This window comes from uncultured Campylobacter sp., from assembly GCF_905373215.1.
In the GTDB taxonomy this organism is placed as follows: domain Bacteria; phylum Campylobacterota; class Campylobacteria; order Campylobacterales; family Campylobacteraceae; genus Campylobacter_B.
This window is the reverse complement of the sequence record NZ_CAJPRT010000011.1, coordinates 1-15708: the sequence shown is the minus strand read 5'-3', so window position 1 is coordinate 15708 and position 15708 is coordinate 1. Positions and strand designations below refer to the sequence as shown.

Annotated in this window: 16 protein-coding genes; 11 read left to right on the top strand and 5 right to left on the bottom strand. The window is 47.4% G+C overall.

Translation table 11 applies throughout. The features are described from left to right. The first annotated feature begins 35 nt into the window (after window positions 1-35). Complete coding sequence (gene recO, locus QZ176_RS06565) at window positions 36-650, top strand: recombination protein RecO (protein ID WP_295152153.1); 615 nt, start codon at window positions 36-38, stop codon at window positions 648-650. 173 nt (window positions 651-823) lie between these two features. Here recO and QZ176_RS06560 read toward each other — a convergent pair whose 3' ends face one another. Next, window positions 824-1390 (bottom strand): PAS domain-containing protein, encoded by a 567-nt coding sequence (locus QZ176_RS06560; RefSeq protein ID WP_005870765.1) that lies wholly within the window; start codon window positions 1388-1390, stop codon window positions 824-826. Between the two features lie 156 nt (window positions 1391-1546). Here QZ176_RS06560 and QZ176_RS06555 point away from each other — a divergent pair, with 156 nt between their 5' ends. The 6 genes from QZ176_RS06555 to QZ176_RS06530 all read left to right on the top strand — a co-directional run bounded on the left by QZ176_RS06555 (window position 1547) and on the right by QZ176_RS06530 (window position 8462). Then, a complete protein-coding gene (locus QZ176_RS06555; RefSeq protein ID WP_295152151.1) occupies window positions 1547-2779 on the top strand; it encodes an MFS transporter in 1233 nt (410 codons plus the stop codon). An 85-nt stretch (window positions 2780-2864) separates the two neighbouring features. Then, entirely contained in the window at window positions 2865-5129 is a 2265-nt protein-coding gene (phsA, locus tag QZ176_RS06550) for a thiosulfate reductase PhsA (protein ID WP_295152149.1), read from the top strand. An 11-nt stretch (window positions 5130-5140) separates the two neighbouring features. Next, complete coding sequence (locus QZ176_RS06545) at window positions 5141-5707, top strand: 4Fe-4S dicluster domain-containing protein (protein WP_295152147.1); 567 nt, start codon at window positions 5141-5143, stop codon at window positions 5705-5707. After that, window positions 5700-6671, top strand: a complete 972-nt coding sequence (nrfD, locus tag QZ176_RS06540; RefSeq protein WP_295152145.1) for an NrfD/PsrC family molybdoenzyme membrane anchor subunit — start codon at window positions 5700-5702, stop codon at window positions 6669-6671. Before QZ176_RS06545 ends, nrfD begins: the two co-directional genes overlap by 8 nt. A gap of 26 nt (window positions 6672-6697) precedes the next feature. Further along, window positions 6698-7351, top strand: a complete 654-nt coding sequence (locus QZ176_RS06535) for a response regulator transcription factor (RefSeq protein WP_295152143.1) — start codon at window positions 6698-6700, stop codon at window positions 7349-7351. Further along, window positions 7344-8462, top strand: coding sequence for an ATP-binding protein (locus QZ176_RS06530; RefSeq protein WP_295152141.1), 1119 nt, complete (start codon window positions 7344-7346; stop codon window positions 8460-8462). Before QZ176_RS06535 ends, QZ176_RS06530 begins: the two co-directional genes overlap by 8 nt. A 92-nt stretch (window positions 8463-8554) precedes the next feature. On the opposite strand, the gene QZ176_RS06525 is transcribed toward QZ176_RS06530, so the two are convergent. The 3 genes from QZ176_RS06525 to QZ176_RS06515 are packed head-to-tail and all read right to left on the bottom strand — an operon-like array spanning window position 8555 to window position 10590. After that, window positions 8555-9379, bottom strand: coding sequence for a hypothetical protein (locus tag QZ176_RS06525; protein ID WP_295152140.1), 825 nt, complete (start codon window positions 9377-9379; stop codon window positions 8555-8557). 24 nt (window positions 9380-9403) lie between these two features. Beyond that, window positions 9404-10222 carry a cache domain-containing protein gene (locus tag QZ176_RS06520; RefSeq protein ID WP_295152138.1) on the bottom strand — a complete coding sequence of 273 codons (819 nt, stop codon included), beginning with the start codon at window positions 10220-10222 and terminating at the stop codon, window positions 9404-9406. After that, window positions 10219-10590, bottom strand: a complete 372-nt coding sequence (locus tag QZ176_RS06515) for an HIT family protein (protein ID WP_295152136.1) — start codon at window positions 10588-10590, stop codon at window positions 10219-10221. The genes QZ176_RS06520 and QZ176_RS06515 overlap by 4 nt, the downstream gene beginning before the upstream one ends. 162 nt (window positions 10591-10752) lie before the next feature. Here QZ176_RS06515 and QZ176_RS06510 point away from each other — a divergent pair, with 162 nt between their 5' ends. Beyond that, window positions 10753-11961: an MFS transporter gene (locus QZ176_RS06510; protein ID WP_295152134.1), complete on the top strand. Its 1209-nt coding sequence runs from the start codon at window positions 10753-10755 to the stop codon at window positions 11959-11961. 221 nt (window positions 11962-12182) lie between these two features. Here QZ176_RS06510 and QZ176_RS06505 read toward each other — a convergent pair whose 3' ends face one another. Beyond that, on the bottom strand, window positions 12183-12791 hold the full coding sequence (locus QZ176_RS06505) for a YigZ family protein (RefSeq protein ID WP_295152132.1): 609 nt from the start codon (window positions 12789-12791) through the stop codon (window positions 12183-12185). Between the two features lie 70 nt (window positions 12792-12861). Here QZ176_RS06505 and galU point away from each other — a divergent pair, with 70 nt between their 5' ends. The 3 genes from galU (at window position 12862) to QZ176_RS06490 (ending at window position 15578) form a co-directional block, all read left to right on the top strand. Continuing rightward, window positions 12862-13698, top strand: a complete 837-nt coding sequence (galU, locus tag QZ176_RS06500; RefSeq protein ID WP_295152130.1) for a UTP--glucose-1-phosphate uridylyltransferase GalU — start codon at window positions 12862-12864, stop codon at window positions 13696-13698. Further along, window positions 13685-14947, top strand: a complete 1263-nt coding sequence (locus QZ176_RS06495) for a glucose-6-phosphate isomerase (RefSeq protein ID WP_295152129.1) — start codon at window positions 13685-13687, stop codon at window positions 14945-14947. The genes galU and QZ176_RS06495 overlap by 14 nt, the downstream gene beginning before the upstream one ends. Before the next feature lie 238 nt (window positions 14948-15185). Beyond that, window positions 15186-15578, top strand: a complete 393-nt coding sequence (locus tag QZ176_RS06490) for a VOC family protein (protein WP_295152127.1) — start codon at window positions 15186-15188, stop codon at window positions 15576-15578. The last annotated feature ends 130 nt before the right edge of the window (window positions 15579-15708 follow it).

The window sequence follows — 15708 nt, the reverse complement described above, 5'->3', positions numbered from 1 at the left end:
TTAAATTTATATGTGAATTTCGATAAAATAGGAAAATGCAAGGATTTATATTAAAAACGACCAAGGTTAGGGACGAGGACTGCATCGTGGACGTGCTAAGCGAAAGCGCGCTCGTGCGTGCGTATCGCTTTTACGGCGCGCGCCATTCAAATATCATCCAGGGCTATAAAATCGACTTCGAACTCTCGCAAAATCAAAACTTCCTGCCGCGCCTTAGCGGCGTGATGCATCTAGGATACGCGTGGCTCGGAAACCGCGAGAAGCTGCTATTTTGGCAGCAATTTATGCGGCTTTTGCACGCACATCTAAAAGATGCCGAGCATCTGGATAAATTCTATTACGAGCTGCTAAACCACGCTGCTGCGCACTTCGGAAAACAAAACCCGCGCCGCATAATCGTAGAAAGCTACGCCGAAATTTTAAAATTTGAGGGGCGCTTGCACGACGAGCCATATTGTTTTTTATGCGACGAAGAAATTTTAGAAAATATCGCGCTATGCCGCGGCTTTTTGCCTGCGCACGAGCATTGCGCACAAAGAGCGGGCTTTGCGCAGGATGAAATTTTAGAATTTTTACGAAGCAAAAAGACGCTAAATTTAAACGATGAAACTGTCGAGAGGCTCTACGACATAACGCTTGAGGGGCTTTGATCTGTAGCGCGTTTGATGTGGACGTAAAATTTCAAAGCTTGGGTGCTAAATTTAAAATTTCATAGAATTTCAAAATTTTATGAATGGATGGCTTTGCGCTGCTTTATTTGCCTTACTCGCACAAAGCCGAATAATCCCGCATTGCGCGGGGTTTGCACTAAATTTTAACTGGACTAGCTAAAAAGCTTTTTCATCGCCTTAAAAAACATTGCGGTGAGCGGATTTGATTTGCCTGAGACCTTTGCGATCCAGCTCTCGTAGGTCTCACCTTTGCTTTTTAAAAAGTCCACGAGCGCCTTCTGGCTAGCCTGCATACCGCCGTTTCTTTCAGCATCCAGCAACGCCCTATAAATTGGCTCTATAGTTTCGATCGCAGATCTTGGTGGAGCCTTGCGAAATGCCGTGTATTCGGTGATCTGCCCTGTCACGGGATCTTTTTTAGAAGTAAATTCCGTAATGACCCAATAAAAGCGCCCGTCTTTGGCTAAATTTTTAACCACGGCGGTAAAATCCTTGCCTTGTTGTATCGTATCCCACATAAGCTTAAACGCTATTCGCGGCATATCCGGATGTCGGATGATGTTATGCGGCTGCCCCAAAAGCTCAAGCTCACTATAGCCACAAATCATACAAAAATACGGATTTGCAAACGTGATAATGCCCTTCGGATCGGTTTTGGAAACGATATAGCGCTTCTCATCGAGTTTGATTTCCTGATTAATCGGAGTCGGTCTTTGCATTTTTAATCCTTTGCTTAAAAATTTATTGCAGAGTATATAAAATTTTTCTTTTCAGAAATATTAAATTTTCGTTAAATTTTTATAAATATTAAATCTTTAAGTGAATTTTTAAAATTTAATGTATAATCTCAAATCAAAATTTCAAAAGGCAGTGCGTTGAAAAATCCCTTCCTATCGCTTAAATACTCGAATTTTAGAATTTATTGGATCGGGATGAACCTCTCGCTGATCGGTTCTTGGATGCAAAGCGTCGCGCTGCCGTGGCTAGTGCTAAGCATCACCGCAGACGCTTTTAAGGTCAGCCTCGTAGCTGCGGCGAGGTTCTTGCCCGCGCTACTTTTCACGCCGTTTTCCGGTGTACTGCTCGATAAGTTTAATCGCAAAAAGATCCTTTTGCTCGCTCAAATAGGCATGGCGGTGACCGCCTCAATTTTCGCGGTTATGAGCTTTTGCGAGCTATATTCTTTCGGCAAAATTTTATTTTGCGCTTTTGCAAGTGGCATCTTTACCAGCATGGACGCCCCGAGCCGTCAGTCGATGGTAAAAGACCTCATCGACTCGCCCCGCGATCTAGCCAACGCCATAGCGTTAAATTCTATGTCCTTCAACGTCGCTCGTATTGCAGGACCCGCACTTGCGGGGATCGTGATGGCGCTGTGGGGCGTGGGCTTTTGCTTTTTATTCAACGCGCTTAGCTTTTTAGGCATCATCGTTTCGCTGTTTTTCATAAAAATTCCGCCATCCGTTACTGCGCTATCTAGCAGAAGCGGAGGCGTTTTTGCCTCGATCGGTGCTGGAATTTCGTATGTCTTGCACAAAAAAATTCTAAGCGAGCTAATGATAATAGTGCTTATAGTAGCGACGCTGGTGCCAAATTATAATGTAACGATCTCGGCACTTGTTAAGCTTAGCCTGGGTGCGGATGAGCGAAGCTTTGGATATTTGATGTCGGCTCTGGGCGTGGGGGCCTTTTGCGGCGCGTTTTTCGTAGCAGTCTTTGATAAACTTGGCATCCGCAAAATCAGATCGTGCGCGATCGCTATGGGGGTGAGCTTAGCTCTTACTGGGGCTGCGAATTCCTTCGCATGGGCTGCGGCAGGGCTTGCCGTGACAGGGTTTCTTTTCGTAATCACAAACTCAAGCATCAACTCCACCGTGCAGATGCACGTAAGCAACGAATTTCGCGGGCGTGTGCTTAGCTTATACGCGCTATTTCTAATAGGTAGTACGCCATTTGGAGCGCTCATATCGGGCTTTTTTACCGAGCTACTGGGCGCTCGCGTAGCCCTTGCGATCTGCGGTGCAATTAGCATTTTGCTACTGCTGGCGCTATTTTATGGCTTTAAAATACGGCGCAGGACGCATTTTATCTTTCGAGAAAAAGTCTAAGCCAAAAGCTGCATTATCAAAATTAACCTTATTTTTACGATGAAGCCTTAGAATTCCTACCAAAATTTAAAGGTAAGGAGTTTTTATGAATAGACGAAATTTCTTAAAAAGCACCACCGCAATCGGCACGCTAGCGACGCTAAATCTAAATTTAAACGCTAGCGCGGTTACCGGCGGGATGGAAAAGAAAGTCGCCAGCGTTTGCGAGATGTGCTCCTCGCGCTGTCCTATCGAAGTGACCGTCAAAGACGGTCGCGGCGCTCTCATCGAGGGCAACTATCGCTTTTCAAACAAAACCTCGGTCTGTGCGCGCGGAGGCGCGGGCATAAATCAGCTCTACGACGATCAAAGACTCATTAAGCCGCTCATTCGCGTGGGCGAGCGCGGCGAGGGCAAATTTAAAGAGGCGAGCTGGGACGAGGCGCTTAAAATTTGCGCGCAGAAGCTTGGCGAGATTTCGCAAAAATACGGCCCGCAAAGCGTAGTTTTCACCTCTAAAACGGGCGAGCACCACACACAGATGATGAATTTCGCCTGTGCCTACGGCAGTCCGAACATCTACTCGCACTGGTCCTGTTGCCCGGTCACTTACAATATCGCCGTGCCACACACTTTCGGCGCCAATATGCAAAGAGACTACGGCGACGCAAAATACATCGTAAATTTCGGCCACAATCTCTTTGAGGGCATCGACATCTCAAAAACCAAAAAGCTCGCAAAAGCCGCAAGTAGAGAGGATGTAAAGCTTTTGGTCCTCGATCCGCGCTTTAGCGTCGTAGCTTCCAAAGCCGACGAGTGGCTGCCGATAAAGCCGGGAACCGACGCGGCGTTTTTGATGGCGCTGATTCACGTCTGGTTGCGCGATAACAAATACGACAAAAAATTTATCGAACAATACGCCGTGGGGTTAGAGGAGCTAAGGCAGTCCGTGAAGGATACGACGCCGCTTTGGCAAGAGGCCATTACCGGGATCAAAGCGGATAAGGTCGAACGCATCGCAAATGAAATTTACGCCGCGGCTCCAGCCGTCGTAATCGACTGGGGTCACAAAACCACGACAGCCAAAGCCGAATATATCCGCACGCGCGCCATCGCGATCGCAAACGCGCTAATGGGAAACGTCGAGAAAAAGGGCGGAATTTACTTCTCTAAAGATTCCAAAACCTTCAACGCGCTTTGCAAAGAGGATCTTTTTCCTACCATCTCGAACCCGGATAAAAATTTTAAAATTCCAAAGACCGCGCGCATCGACGGCTGCGGCGAAGAAGGTAGCGAAAATTTCTTCGTGCCGCGCAAACACGGCGTTTTGATGCAGATCGCGCCTACGATTTTAAGCGAAAAACCATATCCGGTAAAAGGTTGGGTCAGCACGCGCTTTAACCACCTCATCAACGTTGCGGGCGTGGATAAGAGCGTAGAAGCGATCAAAAAGCTAGACTTCGTGCTCGCAATCGACGTGTATATGAGCGACTTCGCGTGCCTAGCCGACGTGATCTTGCCCGAATCCACCTATTTGGAGCGCGATGAATCGATTCAAAACAAAGGCGGCACCGCGCCGGGATTTGTGATGCGAAACAAAGCCGTCGAGCCGGTGGGCGATACAAAGTGCGGCTATGAAATTTTTAGAGAGCTTGCAAGGGTGATGAAGATCGATAAAGATTACACCTGGAACAATATCGACGAATACCGTATGCAGCAAGCCAAAGGCAACGCCGAGCTAATCGCAAATTTAATCAAAAACGGCTACGTAAGCTACAAGGTGCCGAAGCTGTATTACCGAGAGCCGAAGCTCGTAGCTAAATTTATCGATAAATATCCTGCCGCGGCGGAGTTCGTGGACGAAAACGGCGAGATGAGCTCGCAGATGAAATTTAAAACCCCGAGCGGCAAGATCGAGCTTTTCGCGCCGAAAGTGGAGGAGCTTTTCGCGGGATACGGCTGCTTAAACACCGAGGGTATGGACGTATTTGGCGGACACAAATACTGCCTAATGACCGGCAAGACCGCGCTTCACACCAACGGACACACTCAAAATGTCAAAATTTTAAACGATATGATGAGCGAATCGCCGGTTTGGATCAGCCCAGCTTCTGCAAAAGCGGAGGGGCTAAAGACGGGCGATATCGTGAAGCTTAAAAATAAATTCGGCGAGCAAAAGGCTAAAATTTTCGTCACGCAAGGCATCAGGGACGATTGCCTATTTTTATACCACGGCTTTGGGCACGTAAGCCCGGGGCTAAAGCGCACGAACGGCATAGGCACGAACCAAAGCGTCCTTCTCGATCCCGCTGCGGGTCCTGTGGTAAGCACGATGGTAACCAACGTCGGCGTCGATATAGTTAAAATTTGAAAGGGGCGGTTATGAAAAAACTCATAATGATTCACGACGAAAATTTATGTATAGGTTGCCAAGCCTGTTCGGTTGCGTGCAGAAACGAAAACGGCGTGCCGAGCGGCGTTTATAGGCTGCAAGTGCACGGCAAAACAAGCGGCGTTTTTCCAAATTTAAAGCTGGATTATTCGCGCGCCAGCTGCGTTATGTGCGAGGATAGCCCCTGCGTGGACGTCTGCCCTACGGGAGCGAGCTTTAAAACCAAAGACGGCGTAACGCTCATAGACGAGAGGCTTTGCGTCAGCTGCAAATACTGCATCCTGGCCTGTCCTTACGACGCAAGGTTTGTAGATCCCGTCACGCACGCTATCGGCAAATGCACCTTTTGTTACACGAACCGCACAAACAAAGGCTTGCAGCCCGCTTGCGTAAGCGTGTGCCCAACGGATGCTTTAACTTTCGGCGACGTAAATGACGTAAATTCCGAGGTAAGTAAGCTGCTAGCCAAAACAAGCGTAGAATATCCCAAAGCGTATCTAAACACCAAACCGCGCCTAGCGAATATCAAAAACAAAAAAGGAGGACACTATGAATAATATGTGGGGTGATATGAGCCAATACTCTGAAATTTACTGGCCTTGGCCGATTGCGATTTATCTATTTTTGGCGGGTCTTAGCGCGGGAGCGACGATGGTGGCGCTTTTAGTTAAATGGAACCGCCACGAAAGCGAGCAAAATTCCATCTGGGATGCGATGATTAGAGCGGGAGCGATCACGGCGCCGTTTGCGATCTGCGCGGGGCTTTTGCTCTTGATCTTTGATCTGGGCAAGCCATTTAGCTTTTATCTTTTGCTGATCAAATTTAACTTTGGCTCGGTGATGAGCCTCGGTGTTTTGGCGCTTTTGATCTACGTGCCGTTTAGCTTTGTATTTACGCTATGCGTATTCGGCGAGGAAATTTGTAAATTTAAACTACTTGCGTTCCTACGCCCTATCGTAAATTTACTAAGCTCATTCGCCAAAGCCTCCAAAGCTTTCGAGCGAGCTTTATTTATCCTTGCTCTTTGCGTGGGCGCATATACGGGCTTTTTGTTAAGCGCGGTAATGAAAATTCCGCTTTGGAATACTCCGGTGCTGCCGATTTTATTTCTGCTATCCGGCTTTTCCAGCGGCATTGCGGCGAGCATTTTAGTGGGGCTTCTATTTTTTAAAGGCTCGTTAAACAAAGATAGCATAAAATACCTTTTGGTGCTTGATCTGCGCGCGATACTCTTTGAGATTCCGCTTTTATTCATTCTGTTTGTTGGGATGTATTTTGAGGGCGGCACGAGCGCGCTTGCGGCACAGCAGGCTTTGACGCACGAGGTTTACGGCAAAATTTTCTGGATCGGCGTTTTAGGCACGGGGCTCATCGCTCCGATCATCATCGCCTTTACGGCACTGAAAAACCACGCCTACAAGCCTGCGTTTATAGTTTTAAATTCTTTCGTCGTGCTTTGCGGCGTCATTCTGCTTCGCTACTTCGTTGTATATGCGGGGCAAATTTGCACGGGAGCGTAGCCTCGCTCCCGATTTAGGGAGTGAGTTTGAAAATTTTACTTTTAGAAGACGATTTTGAATATAGAATCAGCGTAAGCGAGTATCTGCAGGAGCTTGGCTACGAAGTGGACGAATGCGCCAGCGGCGACGCGGCCTGCGATAAGATCGCCGGGGGCGCCTACCATCTGCTGATTTTAGACATCAAAGTACCGGAGGTTTCGGGCGAAGAGGTGCTAAAATATGCGCGAAGCCTCGGCCTTAACACCCCCGTGATGATGATGACCTCGCTTGGCGACATCGACGATTTAAGCCAGTGCTACGAGCTAGGCTGCAACGAATACCTAAAAAAGCCCTTCCACCTAGCCGAACTTAAATTTAGAGTAAGCGAGCTGATGCGAAAGTACTTCGGCGATGAAAAGGGCGCCGTCAAGATCGCGGATAAATTTCACTATTTCGCAAATTTAAAAATTTTAAAGCGCGCAGACGAAGAGATATCGCTAAGCGCCAAAGAGATCAAAATCATAGAATTTCTGCTCGCCAATATCAAAAGATTCGTAAGCGTCGATGAGCTCATCGCTGACGTGTGGGACGGCGAGGCGGGCAGCGTCGATGTGCGCGTGCATATCAGTAACCTCCGCTCCAAAACGAGTAACGACTTCATCCTCTCCAGCCGCGGACTCGGATATAAGATCAATGCTTAAAGGGTTTAAATTTACGCTTTTTAGCGCGATCTTCATCATCGGCGCTTTTATAAGCGAGAGTCTTTATATCATCTATTTAAACTCCAAAATCGAGGAAAGCGCCGACGTCGCCGAGCTGATACAAAAAAGCGGCGAAGCCCTAGCCGGTGCGGATCTGAATCTAAAAGACGAGCTAATCTACGACTACGCGATCCTAAATGCAAACGGCGAAATTTTAAGATCAAACCTAAGCGTCCAGCCGCCCGATTTTGCGTTTATTACGCTTAAATTCGGCGGGCGGGTATTTTTTAAGCGCCATTTTCTACATGAGGGCAAGCTGCATTTTTTCGTCATCTCAAAAAAGATAAGCTATGCCAAGATAGAATTTATCGCGATCTCTACGATCTTTATCACGATTTTCGTAGCGCTCATCATCGCGCTGTTTAACTACAAAATCATTAAAAATTTCTACGCGCAGCAAAGCAACCTCATCAAGGCGTTTTTCAACGACGCGATGCACGAGCTAAAGACCCCTCTGGGCGTCGCGCTCATCAATACCGAGATGCTTGGGCTGCGCGACAAACACACCGCGCGCATAAAATCCGCGCTCAAGCAGATGGTCATTACTTACGAGGACGTGGAGTATTTCATCAAAAGCGGCAAAATGAGCCTAAAAAGCCGCTGCATCGATATGAGCGAGTTTTTGGGCGCTAGGATAAATTTCATCTATCTGGTCGCAAAAAGCAAAAACATAAGCCTGCAATCGCGAATAGCGCCCGACGTTAGCGTTTTTATGGACGAAACCTCGCTGATGCGCCTCATCGACAACACGCTAAGCAACGCCATAAAATACTCTCGCCCCGGCGGCAAGGTCATCATCGCGCTAGAAATTGGGGTGAGCATAGCGGTCTTTAGCGTGCAGGACTTCGGCATCGGCATAAAGGATACGAGCGCGATCTGGGAGAGATACTCGCGCGAAAATGCGGCTCTTGGCGGATTCGGCCTGGGGCTAAACATAATCGATAAAATTTGCAAGCGCTACGGAATCGCAAAAAGCGTCAGCTCAAAACCGAACGAAGGCAGTACCTTTTGCTACAAAATCCCGCTGTTTAAGCAGAAGCTTTTGGACTAAAACGGCACGCGAAATTTAGGCGTAAATTTTAAAATTTAGAAGTAGAATTCGCGCGGCTAGGGCTTTTTAAAATTTTGTTTTAGCGTGGTCTTTCAACCGCCTTTAAGCTCCCTGCCTTCCAGGTATTCTTTTTCTACATCGTATTTTACGTTGCCGCAATTATCGAAATAATATTTGGGCGAATTGCTAGATTTTTCATAGTATGTTCTTAAATTATATTCAGTTGGAATTTTATCAAATAGCAAAATAGATTTGGATTGCAAAAAGTTGTCTCCAATTATAAAATTTTTATCCAACATAAGAAACACACTATCTTCAAAACACAAAACCAAAGGCTTCGTAAAACCGACTATTTTATCGACAGCATCAACTTTCAAATATTGTTTCGGATCCGTTACGGTCACCTTTAGTTCTGTAATATAGAAATCCTCAATAGTTTTTACTTTATTGCTGCTGTTTTTTAAAATTTTAAGATAATTCTCAAAGTTCAAGTCTTGCATTTCATAATAATCAGTGGAATACTTATGTTTTATATCATCGTTTTCTCTATAACTCGCTATCTTTTTTAACACAATAATTTCTTTATCTAAAAATTCTCCGACGGCGCGCCTATACAGCTCCTCTTTCGGCAAAATTCTATCCTCTTTGAGGCAGTATCCTTGCTTGTATTTGTTGTAGCCAAAAATAGTAACTAAAGCGAAGCCTCGCGAAGTGGAGTAATCGGGAATTATACGGATAAATGCGGCGCAAAGTATTATTATAAGAAGCAGCGCTCCAGCTAGCGCTTTAAATTTAACGGATTTATAAAATTTCATACCGCCGCTCCTTTTGAAATTTAAAATTTCAGCGTAAATTCCCGCGATCTTGCGATTAAATTTAAAACGCTGCGCCGCTGCGACAAAGCAGACAAGCTGCAAAACGCCTAAATTTAAATCCCGCCGCTAGCCTTCGCGGTGCAAAATTATATAGCCCAGTTTCGTGCCGTTTTCGTCCGAAAACGCCCTCACGTAAAAATAATGCCCGTCCTTTTTGATAAAGCTCTGCGCCCCAAAATCAAGCGTCGCCAAAATCGACAAAACGTCGTAATCCGGCGCGCTATTTACGACGATAAAGTCCTTGATAACGCCTATTTTATCGTAGAAGCAGTCGGTCTCAAACCTCTTATCTACGAGGATAAAAATATCGTTTCCCATGCGGTTGATCTGCGCGATGACGTGCTCGAAATCGAGCATTATCTCGGCGCTTCCGATAAATTTACCGTCGCTAAAAACCGGCGAAATTCCGCGCATGAAAACCCCGCACCGTCCCATCTCGACGAGCGCTTTTGGAAGCAGACTATGGCGGATCTGCAAAAGCGAATGGCGAAACGAGCTCAGATCGTCGTCGTAAAATTCGTCGCTCCAGCTCCTAGCCAGGCTTCTGGTGTTTTGCGTATGAAAATGTATCTTCACGCCCGTGTAGAAGGGCACTGCGCTCAAAATATCTTTATATTTTTTCGTCACGTCCATGCACTCGCCGTGTTTGCCGCTCTCAAAGCAGCGAACCACGTCGCTATTCTGCGACAAAATCAGCGAGATCGCAAAGGCGTTTAACTTCTCTTCGTCCACGATCTTTTCAAATAAACTCGCGCTAAAATCGAACTGCTGCTTGATTTTTATCTCGTTTTCCTCGCTTTTAAAGCGCAGGTAAAACGCAAAGGTGGCGACGCAGCAAGCAAGCGCGAAAAGGCTTAGGTATTTTTTGGATCGCGCGCCTATCATCTGAATTCCATCTTTAAATTTGCCGCTAAAATTTCTGCAAATTCGCTAAATTCCGGCAGATGGAGCTTGCCATTTCGCATTTTTTTACCCCAGACGGACTCAGGGAAAAAGCTGTCGTTTTTAAAGCGCGCTTGGACGTGAAAATGCACGCGCGGCACGTAGTTGGCAAAGCTTGCGATATTTATTTTATCGGGCGCGTAAAACTCCCGCAGGCTCTTTTCGCACTGAAGCACGGCGCGCCACAGATGCGCCAGCGTCGCTTCGTCGCAGTCGCTAAGCTCCTTAAATTTTGCCTTCGTAAAGACCTTCACCCACGGCACTTCATGCTCCTCACGCTCCACGTAAATCATCTCATCTTCGTAAATCATCGCTTCTCCTTGAAAAAGGAATTTTAATGCAAAGCCCATTAAAGCTCGGTAAATTCCTCTTACATAAATAATATACTAAAATACATCAATTAAATATATCTATAAAATCTCGATATATTCGCGATTTTTATGCTATAATTCTATTTTTTAAAAGGAATATATATGAAATCAGTTTGGATAATGATCCTATGCGCCGCGGCGATTTTGATGATTACGATGGGTATTCGTATGTCATTAGGTCTTTTCGTGCAGCCTATAATGCAAGCAAATTCCCTATCCATCGCACAAGTAAGCTTCGCGATGGCGACTACGCAGCTGGTATGGGGCTTTTCGCAACCGCTTAGCGGGATACTTGCAGACAAGCTCGGTGCCTACGTCGTGCTATTTTGGGGCAGCGTGCTTTTGGCGATTAGTTGCACTCTTGTGCCGTTATTTAGTAGTGGAAGCGCGCTTGTATTAACGATGGGTTTTGGGCTTGCACTGGGGCTTGGCGCGGGTAGTTTTCCGATTCTAATGAGCCTAATGGCAAAGCGCCTGCCATTTTCTATCCGCTCGGTTGCTAGCGGAGTGCTAAATGCAGGCGGCTCGTTCGGGCAGTTTTTATTTGCGCCGATGATTGGGTTTTGTATCGCAACGCCTGCCTTGGGATACGGCGGCGCATTTTTTACGCTCGCAGGGCTTAGCTTGCTAATTCTGCCGCTTGCGAGGCTTTTAGCAGGCGGTAAAATTTTATTTGGCGAGCAAACCAGCCTGCATGAAGAAGATAAGCGCAGCTTAGGCGAAGTGCTGCGTTTAGCACTGCGCGATAAAAGCTATATTTTGATAAATTTAAGCTTTGCTACGTGCGGTTTTCACGTAGCATTTTTAGTGACGCATCTGCCTAGCGAAGTAGCACTAAGCGGGCATGGCGCGCAGGTAGCGTCCTTTTCGCTCGCACTGATTGGCATCGCAAACATCGTAGGCAGCTTATTCGTAGGCTGGTGTGTTTCCAAAATGCGATGTAAAGTCATTTTATTTTGCATATATGCCCTGCGTATCGCTCTTATTGGTGCTTATGTACTCTCGCCCAAAGATAGCCTTACGTTTTATATCTTCAGTGTGGGATTAGGATTTACCTGGTTAGCGACCGTACCGCCTACTGCGGCTGCCGTCGGTAAGCTATTAGGGACGCGATATTTAGCAAGCCTATTTGGATTTACGATGCTTTCGCATCAAATCGGCGGATTTTTTGGCGCATATATCGGAGGTCTTGCGGTGCGAGCATACGGCGCGTATGATTATATGTGGTATTTGGATATGACGCTAGCGGCTATTGCAGCTCTGCTAAGCCTGCCTGTGCGTGAAGCTAAGATAAAGCACGTGAAATTTTAAAAATTTTATGGGATTTTGAAATTTACGGACGGAATTTTCGCGAAATTTTGCAAGCTAAATTACGACAGAATTTTGAAAATTCTAAAATTTATCGGATTTTATGTTTCGCACGATGAAATTTCACTTTAGCTTTAAAATTCCGCTACGATAAAATGCAAAATCCGCTTATACTTTCAAATTTAGCCGAGACGAGCTTTTAAATTTTATAGAATTTTGAAATTTTAAAATTTCGGCTCGTGCAGCATTTTAAGAGCCGGCGCGAGAGCATCTGCAAAGCCTTTAAATTTTTCAAATTCCTCCGCGCTAAGCTCTGCGCTAAACTCCGCTCCTGCAGCACCGAAGCTCGCCTCATAAACGAAACCCGATTTTTTAAAAAAATGTTCAAATTTAGCCACCGCCGCAAACGGCACGAAAAATATGCACTTCTTACGCAGCACGAATTCCACTAGCTCTGCGGCGTCTGCGGCAGCCTCGATAGCGAGATTCGCGCTACTGGCGTATGCCCGCACTAGCCCGCCGGTGCCTAGCTTGATGCCGCCGAAGTAACGCACCACGAGCACTCCGGCGTTAATTAACTCGGCACCGCGAAGCGCGTTTAGGCACGGCGCGCCCGCAGTCGATTTGGGTTCGCCGTCGTCGCTTGAGTTTTCTACGATCTGCCCGGGCTCGTTCAGCGCGCGATACGCCCAGACGATATGGCGCGCCTTGGGATGCTGCTGCCGCAGCCGCGCACGCAGCGCCTCAAAGCTCGCTAGCGGCGCTAGATAGGCGATGAAGCTTGATTTTTTAATCTCCTGCGCGGCGCTGATCTCTTTTTCAATCGTTTTCAAGGCTTTCCTTTGCGGAATTTTATCTTTTTTGCATTATAATAAAAGTTCAAAAAAAGATCAAAGGAGCTTCATGATCCAGACTTGTTTATTCCCCGCGGCGGGCTACGGCACGCGCTTTTTGCCCGCGACCAAATCGCTACCTAAAGAGATGCTTCCGATCCTTACCAAGCCGCTCATTCACTACGGCGTGGACGAGGCGTTGGAGGCGGGCATGGACAATATGGCTTTCGTCACGGGTCGCGGCAAACGCGCGCTGGAGGATTATTTTGACCGCAGCTACGAGCTGGAGGATCAAATTTCAGGCAGCAGCAAGGAGTATCTGCTTGACGAGATCAGGACGCTTATGAAGCGCTGCACCTTCTCTTTCACGCGCCAAGAGCAGATGAAGGGGCTCGGCAACGCGATTTATACGGGTAAAATTTTAATCCGCGACGAGCCTTTCGGCGTGGTGCTCGCAGACGATCTGTGCGTGAACGAAAACGGGCAAGGCGTGCTTGCGCAGATGGTTAAAATTTACGAAAAATACCGCTGCAGCGTCGTTGCTGTGATGGAAGTGCCGCCGCAAGACGTAAACAAATACGGCATCGTCGCGGGAAAGAGCATCAGCGACGATCTGATAATGGTCTCGGATATGATCGAAAAACCCGAGCCCGGCGAGGCTCCGTCGAGCTTAGCCATCATCGGGCGCTACATCCTAACGCCTAATATTTTCGATCTCATCGAGCAGACGGCACCCGGTAAAAACGGCGAGGTGCAGATCACCGACGCGCTTTTGAAACAGGCTCAAAACGGCGTGGTGATCGCGTATAAATTTAAAGGCACTCGCTTCGACTGCGGCTCAGTAAAAGGCTACGTGGAGGCGATCAAATATTTCTACGAGCGAGAATTCGGCGATGGTAAAAAATGAGCTGTTTTTCCCGCTGGCAAAAGAGGGCGCGCTAGAAGAAGTAGCGGCAAAGATCCGCGCCGAATACGAAAGCGGCGAGATAGGCTACTACCGCCTGCCGCAGCAAGGCGCAGACGAAATAGCGCGGGCGCAGGAATTTTTTAGCGCACGAAGCTACGACGGGGTCGTGCTTTTGGGCATCGGTGGCTCCAGCGTAGGCGTGCGAGCGCTTTATGAGATGCTGCGTCCGCGCGTAAGAAAGAATTTGCGCTTTGAAATTTTGGATAATCTCGACGGGCACAGTGTAAACCGCGCGCTTGAAGGGTTAAATTTTGCTCGCACTATCTTCATAGTATCCTCCAAATCGGGCGGCACGATTGAAACGATCTCGCTTTTTAAGGTCGTTTTGCAGCGTTTTGGAATTTCAAATTTAAAAGCGCTAGCGAAAAATTTCATCTTCATCACCGATGCAGGCTCGCCGCTTGATATCTTCGCGCGCGAGCACGGCACCTGCGTGATAAATATGCCCGCTAACGTAGGCGGTCGTTTTAGCGTGTTAAGTGCAGTAGGGCTAGTGCCCGCAGTTGGGTTAGGTCTTGATGCAAGCGCGATGTTGCGCGGGGCTGCCGTCGCAAAAGAGCGGTATCTGGATGAAATTTTAGCAGGCGATCCCGCTAAAATCGCGGAGAATAAAATTCTGCGAAAAGCCCATCACTACGCCACGCACAAAAGTGCGAAAATCAATGTCCTTTTTAGCTATGGCGACGCGCTGCGCGCATTGGGCGAGTGGTACGTGCAGCTCTGGGCGGAAAGCCTAGGTAAAAAGATCGGCTTTAGCCGCGAGGGACTTACTCCTGTTGGGCTTGTAGGCTCGCGCGATCAGCACAGCTTCCTTCAGCTCATAATGGACGGCGTAAAGGATAAGACCGTGACTTTCTTAAAGCTCACGGACAACGGCACTACGGACGCGGTACCTAGTATCAGTCTGCAAGGTCTTGAGGGCTGCGACTTCGTAAATGGCATGCGACTGGATGAGGTGCTAAATCTTCAGTGCGATGCTACGCTGCAAGCCGTGCTAAATGAGGGTATCAGCGTCGATCTAATCGAGGTTCCACAGCTTTGCGAACAGAGCGTGGGCGAGCTATTTTACTACTTCGAGCTGCTAACCAGCGCTACTGGAGCAATACTGGGCGTCAGCACTTACGATCAGCCGGGCGTCGAGGTAGGCAAGAGAATTTTAAAATCGCTAGTTTTGAAATCGCGGGATTAAATTTCGCTTCTATTTTACGGGGGTACGGAATTTCGGCGCATTCGATTTTACTTAGGCTAAATTTTTAGAATTTTAAAATTACCGACGCAGAATTTTCCGTGCGTAAAATTGTCGCTGCGAAATTTTGATTTCGCGCTACGAGCATTTGGAATTTTGTCACAAAATTTCGCGGTAAAATTCCAAAATTACACCGCGAGGCGTAAAAATTTTGCGATTTGTGAGCGCGCAAGGAGATGAGATGAAAATCACGAAGATCGATCACTTCGTCCTAGTTACGGAAGATCTGCAAAAATGTGTGGAATTTTACGAAGGGATTTTGGGCTTAGAGCATGTTTGCGAGAGCGGCAAACACAGCCTGCGTTTCGGCTCTTCAAAGATCAATATCCACACCCGCGCGGGCGAGTTTGCGCCGTTTGCAGCGCGTCCTATCGCGGGCTCGGCGGATTTTTGCCTCATCTGCGAAGATCAAAGTGCGCAGCAGCTCAAAACGGAGCTGGAAAGCAAAGGGGCGCAAATAGAGCTTGGCGTCGTGCCTCGAATGGGCGCGCGTGGCGCTATGCAAAGTATCTATCTGCGCGATCCTGAAGGCAATCTCGTAGAGCTCGGCGTATATGAAAGCGGCGATGATTAGCGCGCCGGTTTTATAAGCAAAAACGCTGGCAAAGCGCTAAAACGTAAGCTTTACACATAAAATTCTAAGCGAAGCGCTAAAATTCTCTCGCTTTTAAATCTGCCCCATGTCGCGCTTTTTAAAATTTAAA